Origin of the sequence: Desulfogranum marinum, from assembly GCF_963675105.2 — a bacterium.
GTDB classification, from domain to species: Bacteria; Desulfobacterota; Desulfobulbia; order Desulfobulbales; family Desulfobulbaceae; genus Desulfogranum; species Desulfogranum marinum.
In genome coordinates, this window is the sequence record NZ_CAXXRO010000005.1 from 543,045 (window position 1) to 559,182 (window position 16,138).

The window sequence follows — 16,138 nt, forward strand, 5'->3', positions numbered from 1 at the left end:
AGTCGTCATGTAGCTCTCGAATTCAGGCCAGTAGGCCGTATTTTTTCATCTTTCGCCACAGCTTCATCCGAGTCCATCGGAGATGGGATGCTACCTTCTTTCTGCTGCCACCATGCTCTTTTAGGGTATCAATGATCATCTGGCGCTCAATATCGTTCCAGCTCTCCTGTTTTTGTTCAGACAAAACCATTGAAGGGCTGGGTTGCGCCGTTGTATCCTGCTGTGGTTGCTCGTAAAAATTCTCATCGTCACTGATGTGAGATTCAGCGGGAGCCTCCGGGATTGGTTCAAAGATATAACCCGGCAGATGTTCCAGGCCAACTTTCTTCTCTTTGCACATGTTTACGGCATACTCAACAATATTACTCATCTCCCTGACATTCCCTGGGTAGCTGTAACTGAGTAGCGAATCCATGGCCTCAGAAGTAAAGCCAACTATATTACTCCTCAGGGCAGCTGTAAATTTTTCCAGGAAATGGTCAGCAAGGTAACGGATGTCGACCTCTCTTTCGCGCAGGGGCGGCAGGTGTACGTAGAGCACATTCAAGCGATAAAAGAGGTCCTCTCTAAATTTTTTCTTTTTCACCTGCTCCTGAAGTGAGCGATGGGTTGCTGCGATAATTCGTACGTCTACACTGATACTCTGCTCTCCGCCAATAGGGAAAAATTGTCTATCGTCCAGCACGGAAAGTAGTTTTACCTGTAACGGTAGAGGCATGTCACCGATCTCTGTCAAAAAGAGCGTGCCCCGGTCAGCCAGTTTAAACATCCCCGCCTTGTTGCGTGTTGCTCCGGTAAAAGCCCCTTTTGTATGACCAAATAGCTCAGACTCGAGAAGGCCTAGAGGAAGGGCGCCACAGTTAATTTTAATGAAGGGAAATCTGGATCTGGGTGAATGGTTGTGGATTATTTCTGCAATTTTATCTTTACCTGTACCAGTCTCACCCGTAATTAGCGCAGATGCATCGGTTTGTGAGATAAGTGGTATTTTATCGAAAACCTGCTGCATCTTGGGGCTGTAACCAATTATTTCATTCAAGGAAAAAATTTTGTTGGTCGGGTCTTTTTTAACCTCATCAAGCTGGACCAATTCTGTGACAACAAACAAACCTCTCCTGTTATTTTTTCTGTTTGCAAGAGGCGAAATATAACAATGCACAGGGATCTTGCGTCGATAGCAGTTGAGAATATCCCCTTCCGAAGCTACCGGTTCCCCCGTTTCCAGCACTGCTTTGAAAAGGCGATCCCTATTGTTGCCCACATTGCTGCGCAACACCAGCTCACCATGAATGCCCCGCACCTCATCTATAACGTGGCCACTCATTGCCTCCATGAGTCGGTTCATGTCAACGATTCTGAGCATATCGTCAAGAACCATGGCTGGAGATGGTACTCCTTCAAGCAGGGATTTTATGTCTGGAGTAAACATTGTACCTCTTGCATTTACTGCCGGTTCGTCAAAAAAAGTCCGGTTTTACTTGTCCATATGCTGTTCATGGAACAAGCTCCTGCAACCGGCGGATCGATTACTTTACCAACCCTTACTTTTAAGAATTTTTTCAATTTCCTCCTTGGATTTTTCTTGTAGGATAACAACCCGTTTATTATGGGCTGTTTCAATCTTGTTCAGCAGGTCAGCTATATCGACCGGTTTTTCCAGCAGGTCCTCTGCCCCTATTTTCATAGCCTTGACACTGTTTTCAACGGAGGCATGGCCGGTAAGTATGATAATCTCTGCATCAGGGTGCTTAGCTTTAATTTGCTGTAATGTCTCCAGACCGTCCATACCTGGCATGGCAAGGTCCAATATTATGGCGTCAAAGGAGTGCTCATTAGCCATATGGATTGCGTCCTCGCCACAGTTGACGGTCATTACCTTAAGATTGCGAGCCTCAAGCCGCTTGGAGAGGGCATCGGTAAAATCCTCCTCGTCATCCACCAGAAGTACTTTCGCGTGAAATTTTTTATCCACTTTCATCTCCTTTTATAGCCTATTTTTTGGGGTACCGTTTTTGCCGACAGCCGCAGCGGCTTTTTCACCGGCAGCCTTTATTGTGGCAGACAGCTCTTCGATGTCTACAGGTTTATTTATGTAGGCAAATGCACCTAGCTCCATACACTGCTGCATGTCGTCCATGGTGCCATGGCCTGTGAGAATGATTATTTCAACCTCCGGAGCAAGCTCTTTTGTCCGGCGCAGTACCTCAACTCCATTAAGACCGGGCATTTTAAGGTCAAGCACCATAATATCTGGTTGGTCCTCGTTGACCACTTCAAGTGCAGCCTCACCGTCGAACACACAATAGGTTCCAACATCACGGCTGATTAGTCGCTCGGATACTGTCTTTACAAATTCTTTTTCATCATCAACAAAGAGCACCTTGGACGGCAGTTCGAACTTTTGCCGTCGGTAAATAGAATTTTTCGCACTGGGGCTTTTCTTGACGGTGACCTTACCCACACCTTCCACTTGACGAGCCAGTTGAGAAAGCTCCTCTTCAAGTTTTCTAAAATTAAAAACATCTTCCTGAATGGTCAGAGTTGCATCTCCTTTTACGACAAGTATATCAACTTTATGGCCTTTTTCGAGGAGATTGTGTTCAATTTTTGTCTCCGTCAGCATGTCGCTGACTGCTTGCTGCGACGCATAGGTGCGTAATACAGAAGTTGTGTGAAAACACTTTATAATTGCCTCCACCAGCTCTACTTCAGTTTTCCGACCTACAGGAGTTACACTGTCGTGCACGTTGATTGCTTTATCTGATTCTTTTCCAGTGTTTTGCTCGACAGGGATGACCAGGTCGTACAGGGAGGTTTCATAGGCCTCCTTATTAAAGAGAAAATCTGTCCAGCTATAGGCCGATTTATCAAATTCTTTTCTGGATTTTTGTGCCTGTTTTTCGCTCATTCCACTAGCAACGGCGTAAAAAATGCGATCCGTTTGGGAAGCGACAATCAAAACTTTAAGAACGTGATTGATGCTGGAGGGGATGAGTGAAGTAAGAAACCCTTCAAATAGATACTGATCTGTACTGTCGAGTCTCTGGTGCAATGTTTGCTTGAACATATTGATCAGTTTCTCTCTTTCTAGTGTAAACTTGTTAAACACTGAAGTCTTGCCGAACATTGCGTTTCTTAGTTTGTCTTGGCTGACGCCGGATGTGGCGGCAGTGTCTGTTATCAGGTTCTCGTCAGTATATATTTTCAGGGTAAGCCTGCTGGCTAGTTCACTAGCAATATTTTCAGCAGGAGTGTGGCGACATGGGAATATGGCGATTGATGACATGACCTACCTCTTTGAAATTCCTTGAGCATATTAACTGATTGATAATGGGTTGATACAGCATCCTTTCCAGCTTAAAAGCACTAACCGTGCCATATCTGTCCTGTGTGGTAAAAGCAAGCAATATCAATTTGTTAAGCTATTCTTGTGAGTGATGGGTAAGTTCAGGGGGGGATGAAATGTTGCGATGTGTAACGATAAGTAACATTAAGTAACATTTTGCTCTAAAGCTTGAAGAATAGTTTTGTTCGTTGATTCAATAATTTCATATTATTAAGTATATAGAAGAGTAATCGTCCTGGCGTGACTAGACGTATTTTGTGAGGAGTTAACCCGTTGAGCAACGTAATGTAACAAAAAGTAACAGTGTTGTTTGTTGGAGGGCTGATATTTGCAAGTGAAAAAGATTTAGTGGTGAGTCTAAATAGTTAATATAGAAGCGTAAAAGTTTAAAAAAATCGGAATGGAATGCGTTTTGCTTTATGCAGGTTGATACTTTGTACAGAACGCTGAGCCTGATGGTGAGCAGATTATAAAGAGCAATGTAACCTACGGAGAAGTCATGCATAGTAAAAACCTCAATGTCCAAAAAATCATGATCCCAGTAGACGAGTACCCCAGCATTCGAGAGGACGAGCCTATTGGCAATGCTGTGGCCCTTATACTGGCTCATAGCTCCTCAGACAACCGGCACCTTCACTACAAGGAGCTACTGGTAATTGACAGTGATGATCAGTTGGTCGGTATGCTCGATGTTGCCAGTATACTGAGAAGTTTTTTTCCCTCGATCCTGGGCAATTCCACGAAGCAGGTTTTCGTCGGTAAAAAACAATCCCATACTGACCTGTCGATCCTGCTCGAAGATCATTTTCGTGTGGAGTGCAAAAGGCAAACAGCAGTAGCGGTCCGACAGTATATGCACAAACCACACCGATCCATTGATGCCTCCATGCATATACTGCATGCTCTTGAGATAATAATAAAGGACCAGGAAAGAACCTTACCCGTTACTGAAAACGGGATTCTGCTTGGTGCGGTCAGGGTGACTGACATCTTCCGGGCACTTGGCAGCTACTGCACCATGTGATTTGGATTAACAATATTATGATAGCGTAAAAAGGGTATTAATATGAGCGAGATAACTGTAACGGAAGCACGGGAAGTAAGTGGTCCGATTGACTACAAACGATTCTTTTTAATGTTTTTGGGGATTTTGTTTTTTTCAATAATTTACTGGTCGCCTCCATGGCCTGACGCCATTGACCCCTTGGGTGCCAATTTTGAGCTGAGTAGAGAGGCTAAAGGGGCACTGGCAATATTTGCTTTGGCTGCCACCTGGTGGGTCTTTGAGGTAGTGCCCATTGGTGTAACGAGTATCTTTATCGGCACTTTGCAGGCTCTCTTCCTGATTCGCTCACCAAGTGTCGCGTTTAAAGACTTTATGGACCCTTCAGTGCTGTTCATTTTTGGCTCCATAGTCATAGGGATGGTCTTTACCAAAACCGGCCTCACCAAGAGACTTGCCTACAAAATGTTGTCCATAGTAGGCGAGCGCACCAGCATGATATACCTGGGCTGTTTTGTTATGACTGCTGCTCTTGCTCATCTTATGGCCCATACAGCTGTCGCAGCAACCATGTTTCCTCTTTTGATGGCAATACACGCTCTGTATGCAGACAGCGATGAGCCGACACGTTTTGGGAAAGGGCTTTTTATTGGGATGGCATATGTAGCCGGAGCTGGAAGTATCGTCACCCTTCTGGGAGCAGCCAGAGGGGCGGTGGCTTTAGGGTTTTATAAGGACATCATGAATGTTGATATCAGCTTTTTTGAATTGTCGATGTATATGTTCCCCATAGGCTGGATCATGGTTTTTCTGCTGTGGGGCTTTTTCATGATTTTTTTCAAGCCGGAAAAAGCTGTAATCGAAGGCCTCAAGGAACGTTCAAAAATAATGTATGCGGAATTGGGAGCCTGGAGTCGTAAGGAAATCCTGACAGTAACCATCGTGCTTGCGACAATTATACTTATCGCTCTCAAGAACTTCATCCCTGCACTCTCCTCTCTTGACAAAACCGGGATCATGCTCTGCTCGACCGTGGCATTTTTCATGCTAAATATCCTCGACATAGATGATCTGGAAGAGATCCCGTGGAACATTATCCTGCTGTTTGCCGGTGCCATGTCAATTGGCTTCTGTCTCTGGGAGACCGGTGCAGCCAAGTGGCTGGCCGTAAATTGGCTGAAGCTGTTCACTGATGCACCAGCAATGCTTTTTATCTTGGGGATGGCCTTTTTTGTAATGATGATGACCAATTTCATCATGAACGTAGCTGCCATTGCTATTTCCCTGCCGGTTGCATTAGTTATTGCACCCTACCTCGGTGTGGCAGGCGAAGTAATCCTGTTTTCTTCACTGGTTGTAGCAGGAATGCCTTTTCTTTTTCTGGTGGGTGCTGCGCCCAACGCCATTGCTTATAACTCGAAACAATTTACCACTGGTGAGTTTGCCATGTATGGTATTCCAGCGTCAATCCTTTTGATGCTTGTAACCTGGCTCGCCGTGGCGGTTATCTGGCCTATGATGGGTATGGAAACGATCATCCCGTCTGTTAGCGGGTAAATTCAATATATCAGCTTAAACCAAGCCGGCGCCAGCCGGCTTATTTTACATGTAACCAAGAGGAGTAGAACATGCACAAAAAGTACCTTTTCAGCCTGTCGGCATTTATGTTGACGTTACTCATCACTCTGGGGCTGGCTTCAGCGGCCTCCTCTCCAGGTGGATCTCAGGAAATACTATCACTCACAAGCCATTGGGTTGGTTATATCGGGATAGTAGTTTTTGTTGTTGCCTATGCTTTTGTCATGATGGAAGAAGTAACCCATATGAGAAAATCAAAACCGGTAATGTTGGCAGCCGGTATCATATGGGGAATGATCGGCCTGATATACGCTATGAATGGTATTACTGGAGTGGCGGAGGTCGCCATCAGGCATAACATACTTGAATATGCCGAACTGTTCCTGTTCCTTCTGGTTGCAATGACCTTTATTAACGCCATGGAAGAACGGCTGGTATTTGAGACTCTGCGTGTAAAGCTCGTCAATGCAGGCTTCGGCTTTCGCAAACTGTTCTGGATTACAGGTCTACTTGCATTTTTTATCTCACCGATTGCAGACAACCTCACGACAGCCCTTCTGATGTGTGCGGTTGTTATGGCAATCGGTAAAGAGAATAATAAATTCATCCTCCTGGCCTGTATCAATATAGTTGTTGCAGCCAATGCAGGAGGTGCTTTCAGCCCCTTCGGAGACATAACCACCCTGATGGTTTGGCAAAAAGGTATAGTTCAATTCCAGGAATTTCTGGTGCTGTTCATCCCTTCCGTCGTGAACTGGCTTGTTCCTGCAGCGATAATGCACTTTGCTGTCCCCAACCTTCAGCCGGAAGCGAGCACCGAGCAAATTGAGCTCAAACGAGGCGCACTCATCATTATCGGACTCTTTCTTTGGACCATTGCTACAGCGGTGAGTTTTCATAATTTCCTGCACCTGCCACCTATGGTTGGTATGATGGCAGGATTATCGCTTCTCAAAATATTCGGCTACTATCTCAACAAAACGCATAAGCAAAATGCTGCGACCTATGATCCTCAAAAAGCCGAAGAGCGTATTGGCCAGATAGTGCCGTTCGATGTTTTTACCAAAGTTGCCCGCGCAGAGTGGGACACCTTGCTCTTTTTCTACGGTATAATACTGTGCGTTGGAGGCCTCGGCTTTATGGGGTACCTGGGACTTGTCTCGCAGTTTATGTACCTTGATCTCGGACCAACTACAGCTAATATCCTGGTTGGAGTTCTTTCAGCCATAGTCGATAATATTCCTGTAATGTTTGCAGTATTAACTATGATGCCTGATATGTCTCACGGCCAGTGGCTACTCGTTACCTTAACCGCAGGAGTCGGCGGTTCTATGCTGTCCATAGGTTCCGCTGCAGGCGTTGCCCTGATGGGGCAGGCTCGAGGGAAATACACCTTCTTTGGGCACCTTAAATGGGCACCGGCAATTGCCTTGGGATATGCGGCGAGTATCTGGGTCCATTTTCTGGTAAACGGCAAATTGATCTAATTTCGGGAGATCGGGGCGTTGTTTCCAGCATTGCCCGGAAAAAAGGTTTGGTCTTTTTTCCGGGCAAGTGGAACTGAAGAAAAAGCTGTTGTGCTTTAAAAATCCACATCCAGGCCGATGAGCATCCTAATAGAATACATCTCGGTGAGCGGGAGTGGTTTATCCAACGCCGTTACCAAAAGGTGAGAGAGGAACCGAGGCGTGAGTTTATGCCGTCAACCGGCATGAGCATCCGGTACTTTGCACCCCTTCTACGCACTGTTCGCGTAGGCAAAAGCTTCTTTTTGCATACCATTTAATAGAGATTAGCCTTTACCCCCGGTGGAACCCCTTTGCGATTAGGATTCGGCAGTAAAACTTCGCGTAACGCGCTGCCGAAATGGCTGAACAGTTGTCCCCAGCCAGCCTCCGGGCTTAGTTTTTCCTTACAATGGATTATGATTGAACAACCCAGCCCCCAGGAAAATCCATCAAAAAAATCATCCAGGTCCTCCGAATATAACCCGCCAAAAACCGTGTGTCCTAGAATGAAGTCTCTGTACAGCAGACTTTTGTCTGTCGTAAAGGGAACAAACAGGCAAGATTTTCTGCCTTCCACGCTGATGCCAACAGAAAGAGCTTGCTGCCGGATGTCGGATGGAACCTGCAAAGAAGAGCCCGCTCCGTTAATTCCCTGATCCATCATCCGTTGTACTAAGATTTCCCGCAGAACCCTGCCGAGCACCATGCCGGTATCTTCAAGCAGCACATGGCTTGAGCTCAACGCCTTGGCTGTGAATATAATACGGAGATGAAAGCCGCATTCTGTTGCAATACGTTTTAAGAGACTGTGTAGTCCATCAAGGGCGGCAGCATCGTAATGCTCAATGGGTGTGCCCAGGTAAGAAAAAGATGCTCCAGGTTGTGCATTGTAATCAATGGATACCAGTAATTTACTTTCTGCCGTTTCGCGCTCTATTTCAGCACCCTGGCATGAGCTCCAGTGTAGCTGCACCCCTTCATGTTTTTTTGCTTCATGGATGGTTGTGGAAAAAGCTACTTTTTCAGCAGGAACAACATAGAGCTTACTTAGCGCAGTGCCAAGCCCGCGAAAGATCCCTTCCCACGTATGATGCGGATCGTTGAGGCTGCCCACCAAAATCGTAATTCGGGCTCCAATACCTAGAGTAAGCCCTAGCAAGAGTTCTATGAGGGGTTGCCCAGAGGCAAGTTGCTCACAACGCAGGGAAAGGAAGTAGTCCAGGTCGATACCTTCCGCAGCATCCAGGTTGAGTTCGGCCGTTTCAACGAGCTCTACTCCCACCTCAGCGCTTCCATCATCAATCATGCCTAGTGTCGCGGCTTCTCGCTGCAATGGAACAAATTTTTTTATTTCTGCTGCCAGTGCTCGTCCCAGCTCTTGCCAGTTTTTGTTGTCCCACTCCAGTTGAATGCTGCATCCCATACGCCATGCGATATGTTCAAGCATGTGGCTTATAAAATCATTGGCAGTGTTTATGTGTTTGCTGGTTACCTGGCCGACCTGCAGCTCAATGTGATTCATGTTTTGCTAACCTATTTTGATTTCAGAAACAGTTCTAACCCCACCAGCTTGTCCAGCAGCAATACTGCAAGAAAGGCGATGACGATATACACTACCGAAACTGCTGCCAGATCAGGGGTTATCACACTGCGGATAGAATTATAGATGGAAACCGGCAGGGTCACTGTTCGGGCGTCAGTCAGAAAAAGGCTGACCAAAAATTCATTGAAGGCCAGGATGAACATAAGCAGCGCGCCGGTGATGACCCCCGGCATAACCCCGGGAAGGGTAACAGTGAAAAAAGCTTGAAGTGGAGGCGCGCCACAGTTTGCGGCCGCATTTTCCAACTGATCGTCGAGGCCGTTTACGGCAGCGCTGACAGCCCAGATCATAAAGGGGAGGTTGATAATGCAAAGAGCTAATCCCACCGGCCACAGCTGACCAAGAATGCGTATTTCACCGAAAAAAATCATCATACCCAGGCCGGATGCAACCAACGGGATGGTAAATGGAAGCAGGAGATAGACCTGGATGGTGGTATGGAATCGAATTCGATACCTTGCCAGGCCAATGGCAGCTAACGTTCCAGCCGGTATACTTACCAGGGTACAAATTATCGAGACGTACAGGGTTCTCAAAAAGGCTGACTTGAAATCGTCCAGCAGCCAGAGCTTGCTGTACCATTTCAGCGAAAAACCCTCTGGCGGGAACTGAACAATATCGCCTGAAGTAAAAGACGCACCAATGATAATCAGAGTCGGCAGGCTTAGCAGCAGCAGGTCGAACCAGACAATTGTCCACAATACCACTCCCTTACTGCGAGAACCGATCATTGTTCCCTCCCGTTAAACCCAAGCGTACCGGTGCCGGCAAGAAAAAACAGGATGACAACAAAAGCCGTTCCCAGTGTGACGAGAATCATGGCCAGGGCAGACCCCAGGCCAGAGTTGGAAAGCTGAAAAAAACCATCATAAATGGCATTGGCAATAAAATCCGTGGTGCCGCCACCAAGTATTTCCGGCATAGCAAAGTCCGTCAGCGTGAGGGTGAACACCACCACGGATGACCCTACAAGTCCTGGTTTTGCCATGGGAAGGACCACGTGAAGAAATGTTCTCATCCAGTTTGCACCCAAGCTTTCAGAGGCCAGTTCCACATCGCGGCCAATGGCTGTAATGGCAGGTGCCAGCAGGAGTACTGCAAAAGGGAGCATGTATTGTACCAGACCGAGGATCACTGCTGGGTAGTTATAGATAAGATCCATAGTAGGTAAGCCAAGACCGGTGAATAAGGTGTTGATCAATCCTTCCTGGCCGAGGATAATCAACCAGCCGTAAGCACGGACAATCTGGCCGATGAAAAACGGTAAAAAGAGACTAATCAATAAAAATTTTCTCGTCGCCGCCTGCCTGGCCCGCACCATCAGATAGGCATAGGGAAATGCCAGCAGCAAGGTGAAAAATGTTACCAGTATCGATGCTCCGATCGATCGTAAAACCACGGACTGGTAGGTGGTGCTGGTTAGCGCCGCACTATAGTTGGTTAGGCTGAAAGTTTCTTTTAACCTGTACGTGGCAAGATCCAGTTCGTGCAGACTATAGCCGCCAATATACACCAGGCCCAGCACCAGGACAAACACAAGCAAAATTGCCGGTACCAGCAGCAGGTAGCCGCTATACCTGTGCATTGTTTTTGGCCAGAGTGCAGCTGCGTTGCGCTCGGCGATATCAAACAGATGCCACCTGCGGGGCAGCTTTGAAGAAGAATTTGAAGCCAAAGCAATACCTTTTAAAAAATGTAACTACTCACACAGGTTGTAACCTACTGTTTTCATTAACTCGTAAGCTGTAACTGCTCACAGGCACCCCATCTTTGATCGATCGCGGTTTCCCGCATAGATGGGGTGCCTGTGAGCAGTTACTAAAAAATAAAACCCCGCTGCAACAGCATGCGGCGGGGCAAAAACAGTCAATCAGACCACATCAACCCTGGAAAATTTCATTAAATTTCGCAAACCATTTGGGTTGGTTTTCAACCAACACCTTGGACGGTACACGCACCAGTTTTGCAAAATCCTCAGGTTTGGTAGGGTAGGAAACATCTCCAGCCAAGTCGGCAGGAGGCTCGATTCCAGGGTAGACAGGAGGCAGGCCTAACAGTGAACACCATTTTTTCTGGGCTTCTTTGGTTAGTGCAAAGTTCACAAATTCCTTAGCCCAGTACTCCTCATTTGCAGGCAGACCTTTAGGTACCCATAAGCCGTCGGTATCCACTTTACAGCCTTCTTTGGGCACCGTCCATGCTACATCGATGCCGCTTTGCTTGGCTGCGCGTGCATTTACGCTGATTGTGCAGGCAAGATCGATTTCACCTTTCTGAAACCAGGTGGTGAAATCCGCATCTTCGCCAAGTAATGGCTTGTTTGCCTTCAATTTTTTGTAAAATGCATACCCGGGCTCCATGTTACCTGGAATATCTTTTAAGCTCCCGCCGCCTGCAATAACGGCTATTGGGTTAAAGCCGATTCCGTCGTCGTACAGCGCGACTCTGCCTTTGAACTTTGGATCAAGCAGTACATTCCATGATTGAGGGGGACCATCAGGAAAGGCTTCCGGACGGTAAGCGCAAACATAGACATAGGCATAGGTATTGACCAAAGGATATCCTTCCATTCCTACCGGTTTGGCGAGAGGGAGCAGCCCTTTCAGGTTGCTCAGATCACTTAGATCTACGGTGACACCGCGTAGAGCCGAAATAGTGGCGTTAGTGGTCGTATCCCAGTTGACGTGAATCGGTGGTATCCGGCCCTGATCAACCGCAGCCCATATTTTGGGTTTGATTTCATTGTCTTCTGTAAAGTCAAGGCGCACCTTTATGCCTGTTGCTTGAGTAAACCCATCAGCTACGCCGGTCTTGAGTGCTTCTCCCCAAGACCCGCCCCAGGCACGGACAATAATTTCCTTTGGTTTCTTTTGTTCGGCAAGGGCTATGGAAGGCCCCAGTGCAACACTACCGGCAACTACGGCTGATGTTTTTAAAAAGTCCCGCCTGTCCATCGTCAGGCTCTCCAATGGCTTGTTCTTCATGCAATTCCTCCTTGGGTTGAATTGTTCAAGGGTTTGAAACTCGATATTTTTGGCATGGGTACACCAACAGATCTCTCACTTTCCAGCTCACCACTACTCTATCCCCCTGTGCATGGGGCGTATGATGGCTAGGGTCATGATCAAATACGAACAGAGGAGCTGTGCCAAGCGCAGGACACGATATCTGGTAGACCATCCTGTCTCCTTCAAAAATCTGTTGTTCGACAACGCCATCAAGTATGTTATCCATACCCTCAGCCCCCTTAATATCCGTACTGATACGGACTTGTTCCGCGCGTATCGCTCCTTCAACGGTTTCACCAAATCGAAAACGTTCACTTGCCTGCCCCTGAAGAGTAGTATGAGTTGTACGAAAGGTAACCTTGCCTTCTCTGGCATCCTCTACTGTTCCTCTGATAAGGGAGGTGAGTCCGATAAACGAGGCAACGAATCGGTTGCTGGGTTGTCTGTACAGGGATACCGGATCGGCAATCTGCTGAATGGCGCCTTCAGACATGACGATAATCTCATCAGACATGACCAGAGCCTCCCGCTGATCATGGGTGACATTGATAGTGGTTACACCGAGTTGTTGTTGAATCCGTCTGAACTCAAGCTGCATTTCTTCACGCAGCTTTTTATCCAGTGCCGACAGAGGTTCGTCAAGCAGCAATAAATCCGGATTGAATGACAGGGCTCGGGCGATGGCAACTCGCTGTTGCTGCCCGCCTGATAATTGCTGAATTCTTCTCTCTCCCATACCAGACAAACGAACAATGTCAAGATAACGTTCAACAAGCCCGGGAATATCCTGAGGGGGAAATCGCCTCATCTTTAGAGGATAGGCAATATTTTCTCCTGCTGTCATATGGGGGAAAAGAGCAAGGTTCTGAAACACCATGCCTATGGAGCGTTTATACGGCGGAACAGCCTGAACAGGCTGCCCGTTTATACGAATATTGCCTGTTGTTGGTGATTCAAAGCCGGCGATCATCCTCAGCAGGGTGGTTTTACCACAACCGCTGGGGCCGAGGATGGTCAGAACCGATCCCTGGGAGAGGGAAAAGTTTGCATTGTCTACAGCGGTAACCTTGCCAAACCGTTTGCTTACGTTGCTTAGTTCGACAAGAGGAGAGGTTTGCGTCACGGGTTTTATCATCAATGAATATAATTATATAGAGGCAAGATAACCACCATCAATGGTCAGCATCTGCCCTGTTATGTATTCTGCGGCAGGGCTTGCAAAAAAGACCACCGCACCAATGAGGTCTTCGACTCGACCAAATCTTCCCGCAGGAATTTTAGCAAGCATAGCCTCTGCCCATTCATTGTCTTGAAAAAAGACATCGGTCATTGCCGTTCTGAAATATCCAGGAGCAATGCCGTTAACGCGGATGCCTTTAGGTGCCCATTCCGAAGACAGAGCCCGGGTCATGCCAAGTAATCCGCTTTTGGAGCTGGTATATGGTACTGCCGTGGGGATACCAACGCTGGAAGCGAGCGAGCAGACATTCACAATACTCCCACTACCGCTTTCAAGCATAACCTTGGCTGCAGCCTGTGCCATGAAAAAAGCACCTTTGAGATTGGTATCAACTATGGTATCCCAGGTTGACGGGGTGACTTGCAGGGAATCTTGTACCCGCTCAAAGCCGGCATTATTAACCAGGGTATCAAGGCCACCTATCTTGCTGCAGCAGGTTTCAACTGCGTCCGGCAGCGCCTCAACATCCGTCACATCTAAACAGAGGACTGTGGGGCGAGCATGTTCAGCACTGATCTCCGCTGCAACAGCGGAGAGGAGTTGTGTGTTTCTGCCGGCAAGAACAACCTCTGCCCCGGCCTGGGCAAGTCCAATCGCAAGTGCTCTGCCTATTCCCCTTGAAGCGCCGGTTATCAGGGCTTTCTTTCCTGAAAGGTCAAATTTTGGAGCTATAATGGGTGGAGCTTGATCGCCGTTCATTGTGTTTACCCTTTTTGTTGCTGGAGTGTGTCCCGCAGCTCGGAAACCGCAAGCGCATGACCGTCAAATCCCTCATAGACGGCAAGTGCATGGGTATGCTTGGCTAAGGTAGTGTATGCGTTTGAAGTGACGTAGCCGATACCGGTAGCCTTAAGGTAGTCATATACTCCAAGGGGAGAGTGAAGTTTAGCTGCCCCGGAAGTGGGCAGCACTGCATTGGGACCCAGCACATAATTGCCAAGGGAAATAGGGGTATGCTCGCCGAGTAGAATTTCGCCGGCATTGGTTATGGAGCCAAGGTGAGCAAAGGGTTCGCGGCTATGGATCATCAGGTGCTCTGGGGCATAATCATTAATGAAATCGATACAACTCCGGATGTCTTCAGCAATGATAATGCCACCACGCTCTCCACTCAGCACGGTTTTGGAAAAAGATCTCCTGGTCTCACCCAGTTGCTCCCAGTACCCAGGAATTGCCTGCAGTGCGGCTTGGGCCACCTGCTCACTATCGGTAATGAGATACGCTGAAGAGTCCGGACCGTGTTCAGACTCAATGATCAGGTCCAGAGCAGCCAGGGCCCCATCCGCTGAACTGTCTGCAAAAACTATTGATTCGCTGGGGCCTGCTGGTGTACCGGGATCGATGACATCAGCAAGCAATTGTTTGGCAGCTACAACCCAGGGGCTCCCCGGGCCAACGATTTTATCGACTTTGGGGACCGTTTCAGTGCCATAAGCAACTGCAGCTACTGCCTGGGCGCCGCCGCATTTATACACTTCGCTTACCCCAACCTCTTGGGCAGCAAAAAGAGTTGCATCGTCAACCCGACCATCAGGGCCTGCTGGGGTGAGTACACACACCTTCGGCACACCAGCAACAACAGCAGGAACAGCCGTCATCATCAATACACTGGGAAACGATCCCTTACCCCTGGGAACGTAGCAGGCAACAGAAGGGATTGGCGCATATTTTTCACCACAGAACACTCCCGGTCGCATTTCCTCCATCCGCATTCGTTCCGGCATCTGCTGTTGATGGAAAATACGGATACTCTCCGTGGCAAAACGAATTGCTTCCACCAGTTCTGCGGGAACTGCAGCTTCAGCACGAGCAAATTCTTCCTCTGTAACCTTGATGGTGCCCGGTTCAATTGCCGCCTTGTCAAAATCACGGCCAAAGCGAACCAGTGCAGCGTCGCCTTCCTCTTGTACTGCCTTGATGATTGTTTGTGCAGTATTCAGATAGTGCCCGAGGTCGCTTTCTGTGCGCAGAAGGAGTTTCTGACGCGCATCAGCAGAAAGGTTTTGTAATGTGAGCAGTCGAATTTCTTCCACCATTGTTTTCTCCTAGATTTTTTGGGAAATATTCAAAGCCTAGAAGCGGATCCAAACGGTACTACGAGTAACTGCGTATGTGACCAATGTAATGGAGATATGTTCCAGACATGCAATGTGATTTGGAGCTGCAGCTTGGGTTCGTTTTGCTGCAAACTATTCTCGTTCGGCAAATTGTCGAACAACCTATCTCTTTTTTCCGGCTCTTCCAAGCTTTTTTAAAATTCTGTTCATAACAAATGTGTTTCAGATACAACAACCTGTCCGGTTATCCCTCCAGGGAGGAAAGTCGAGTAGGTTCAGTGGGTAACAATCTACTGTGAACCAGGCAAAATATCTGGATATCTATTTTATACCCCCTCCCTGGCAGGGTAGTCTGCCTGGAAGAGATGTAGTGGACAGCGACTACCGAATTTTTCCATGCGGGTATTTTAAAGTCAACGGTGTCGTGTAAAAGTAGTTTGTATTGCCCACTCGTTCAGGTCAACGTTCTTTTTTGCTTCTTTCATTCCGATTTTCTCTCCCTAAAGGTTTTTCCTAAACTTGATCACTTCTTTTTCTCTAGAATAAAATTCCCGCAGCCCCCGGCACCACATGGAACATGTAATGGCTCCAAATCTATAGTGACCATGGACGTAACTCTTTAAAACTGGTTGTTACCAGTGTTGCATTACTGTCTTATTTTTTACAATTTTGTACGTTAATTCCAAAATGGTGAAAAGTCTTGTACAAAGTTGTTTGTTTTAGAGAGGGCTTATTTTTTTGTTAAGTGATTGAAATTAAGGTTTTATTTTTAATTTTGATTTTTGGCACAGGCCT

General features: G+C 47.4%; 13 protein-coding genes. 3 read left to right on the forward strand and 10 right to left on the reverse strand.

The window, feature by feature from the left end; genetic code table 11:
* Window positions 1–22: 22 nt before the first annotated feature.
* The 3 genes from ACHZCY_RS22905 to ACHZCY_RS22915 all read right to left on the reverse strand — a co-directional run bounded on the left by ACHZCY_RS22905 (window position 23) and on the right by ACHZCY_RS22915 (window position 3,286).
* Complete coding sequence (locus tag ACHZCY_RS22905; RefSeq protein WP_319550530.1) at window positions 23–1,429, reverse strand: sigma-54 interaction domain-containing protein; 1,407 nt, start codon at window positions 1,427–1,429, stop codon at window positions 23–25.
* A 102-nt stretch (window positions 1,430–1,531) separates the two neighbouring features.
* A complete protein-coding gene (locus ACHZCY_RS22910) occupies window positions 1,532–1,972 on the reverse strand; it encodes a response regulator (RefSeq protein ID WP_319550531.1) in 441 nt (146 codons plus the stop codon).
* A 12-nt stretch (window positions 1,973–1,984) separates the two neighbouring features.
* Complete coding sequence (locus ACHZCY_RS22915; protein ID WP_319550532.1) at window positions 1,985–3,286, reverse strand: response regulator; 1,302 nt, start codon at window positions 3,284–3,286, stop codon at window positions 1,985–1,987.
* 559 nt (window positions 3,287–3,845) lie between these two features.
* Between ACHZCY_RS22915 and ACHZCY_RS22920 the strand changes: the two genes are divergently transcribed.
* The 3 genes from ACHZCY_RS22920 to nhaD all read left to right on the forward strand — a co-directional run bounded on the left by ACHZCY_RS22920 (window position 3,846) and on the right by nhaD (window position 7,414).
* Window positions 3,846–4,370: a CBS domain-containing protein gene (locus tag ACHZCY_RS22920; RefSeq protein WP_205220774.1), complete on the forward strand. Its 525-nt coding sequence runs from the start codon at window positions 3,846–3,848 to the stop codon at window positions 4,368–4,370.
* A gap of 42 nt (window positions 4,371–4,412) precedes the next feature.
* Window positions 4,413–5,906, forward strand: a complete 1,494-nt coding sequence (locus ACHZCY_RS22925) for an SLC13 family permease (RefSeq protein WP_319550533.1) — start codon at window positions 4,413–4,415, stop codon at window positions 5,904–5,906.
* A gap of 71 nt (window positions 5,907–5,977) precedes the next feature.
* Entirely contained in the window at window positions 5,978–7,414 is a 1,437-nt protein-coding gene (gene nhaD / locus ACHZCY_RS22930) for a sodium:proton antiporter NhaD (RefSeq protein ID WP_319550534.1), read from the forward strand.
* A gap of 295 nt (window positions 7,415–7,709) precedes the next feature.
* Here nhaD and ACHZCY_RS22935 read toward each other — a convergent pair whose 3' ends face one another.
* The 7 genes from ACHZCY_RS22935 to hisD all read right to left on the reverse strand — a co-directional run bounded on the left by ACHZCY_RS22935 (window position 7,710) and on the right by hisD (window position 15,322).
* The gene (locus tag ACHZCY_RS22935) at window positions 7,710–8,957 is read right to left on the reverse strand and encodes a hypothetical protein (protein ID WP_319550535.1); all 1,248 of its coding nucleotides are present in this window, start codon (window positions 8,955–8,957) and stop codon (window positions 7,710–7,712) included.
* Window positions 8,958–8,968: 11 nt separating this feature from the next.
* Window positions 8,969–9,769: an ABC transporter permease gene (locus tag ACHZCY_RS22940; RefSeq protein ID WP_319550536.1), complete on the reverse strand. Its 801-nt coding sequence runs from the start codon at window positions 9,767–9,769 to the stop codon at window positions 8,969–8,971.
* On the reverse strand, window positions 9,766–10,713 hold the full coding sequence (locus tag ACHZCY_RS22945) for an ABC transporter permease (RefSeq protein ID WP_319550537.1): 948 nt from the start codon (window positions 10,711–10,713) through the stop codon (window positions 9,766–9,768). The genes ACHZCY_RS22940 and ACHZCY_RS22945 overlap by 4 nt, the downstream gene beginning before the upstream one ends.
* Before the next feature lie 205 nt (window positions 10,714–10,918).
* A complete protein-coding gene (locus tag ACHZCY_RS22950) occupies window positions 10,919–12,022 on the reverse strand; it encodes an ABC transporter substrate-binding protein (protein WP_205220769.1) in 1,104 nt (367 codons plus the stop codon).
* 25 nt (window positions 12,023–12,047) lie between these two features.
* Complete coding sequence (locus ACHZCY_RS22955) at window positions 12,048–13,181, reverse strand: ABC transporter ATP-binding protein (protein WP_394713459.1); 1,134 nt, start codon at window positions 13,179–13,181, stop codon at window positions 12,048–12,050.
* A 12-nt stretch (window positions 13,182–13,193) separates the two neighbouring features.
* Window positions 13,194–13,985: an SDR family NAD(P)-dependent oxidoreductase gene (locus ACHZCY_RS22960; RefSeq protein WP_319550539.1), complete on the reverse strand. Its 792-nt coding sequence runs from the start codon at window positions 13,983–13,985 to the stop codon at window positions 13,194–13,196.
* Window positions 13,986–13,990: 5 nt separating this feature from the next.
* Window positions 13,991–15,322 carry a histidinol dehydrogenase gene (hisD, locus tag ACHZCY_RS22965; protein WP_319550540.1) on the reverse strand — a complete coding sequence of 444 codons (1,332 nt, stop codon included), beginning with the start codon at window positions 15,320–15,322 and terminating at the stop codon, window positions 13,991–13,993.
* Between the last annotated feature and the right edge of the window lie 816 nt (window positions 15,323–16,138).

Coding starts and splice junctions, on each gene's coding strand:
- ACHZCY_RS22905 (WP_319550530.1), bottom strand. CDS start 1,429: ATGTTTACTCCAGACATAAAATCCCTGCTTGAAGGAGTACCATCTCCA.
- ACHZCY_RS22915 (WP_319550532.1), bottom strand. CDS start 3,286: ATGTCATCAATCGCCATATTCCCATGTCGCCACACTCCTGCTGAAAAT.
- ACHZCY_RS22920 (WP_205220774.1), top strand. CDS start 3,846: ATGCATAGTAAAAACCTCAATGTCCAAAAAATCATGATCCCAGTAGAC.
- ACHZCY_RS22925 (WP_319550533.1), top strand. CDS start 4,413: ATGAGCGAGATAACTGTAACGGAAGCACGGGAAGTAAGTGGTCCGATT.
- nhaD (WP_319550534.1), top strand. CDS start 5,978: ATGCACAAAAAGTACCTTTTCAGCCTGTCGGCATTTATGTTGACGTTA.
- ACHZCY_RS22935 (WP_319550535.1), bottom strand. CDS start 8,957: ATGAATCACATTGAGCTGCAGGTCGGCCAGGTAACCAGCAAACACATA.
- ACHZCY_RS22940 (WP_319550536.1), bottom strand. CDS start 9,769: ATGATCGGTTCTCGCAGTAAGGGAGTGGTATTGTGGACAATTGTCTGG.
- ACHZCY_RS22950 (WP_205220769.1), bottom strand. CDS start 12,022: ATGAAGAACAAGCCATTGGAGAGCCTGACGATGGACAGGCGGGACTTT.
- ACHZCY_RS22955 (WP_394713459.1), bottom strand. CDS start 13,181: ATGATAAAACCCGTGACGCAAACCTCTCCTCTTGTCGAACTAAGCAAC.
- ACHZCY_RS22960 (WP_319550539.1), bottom strand. CDS start 13,985: ATGAACGGCGATCAAGCTCCACCCATTATAGCTCCAAAATTTGACCTT.
- hisD (WP_319550540.1), bottom strand. CDS start 15,322: ATGGTGGAAGAAATTCGACTGCTCACATTACAAAACCTTTCTGCTGAT.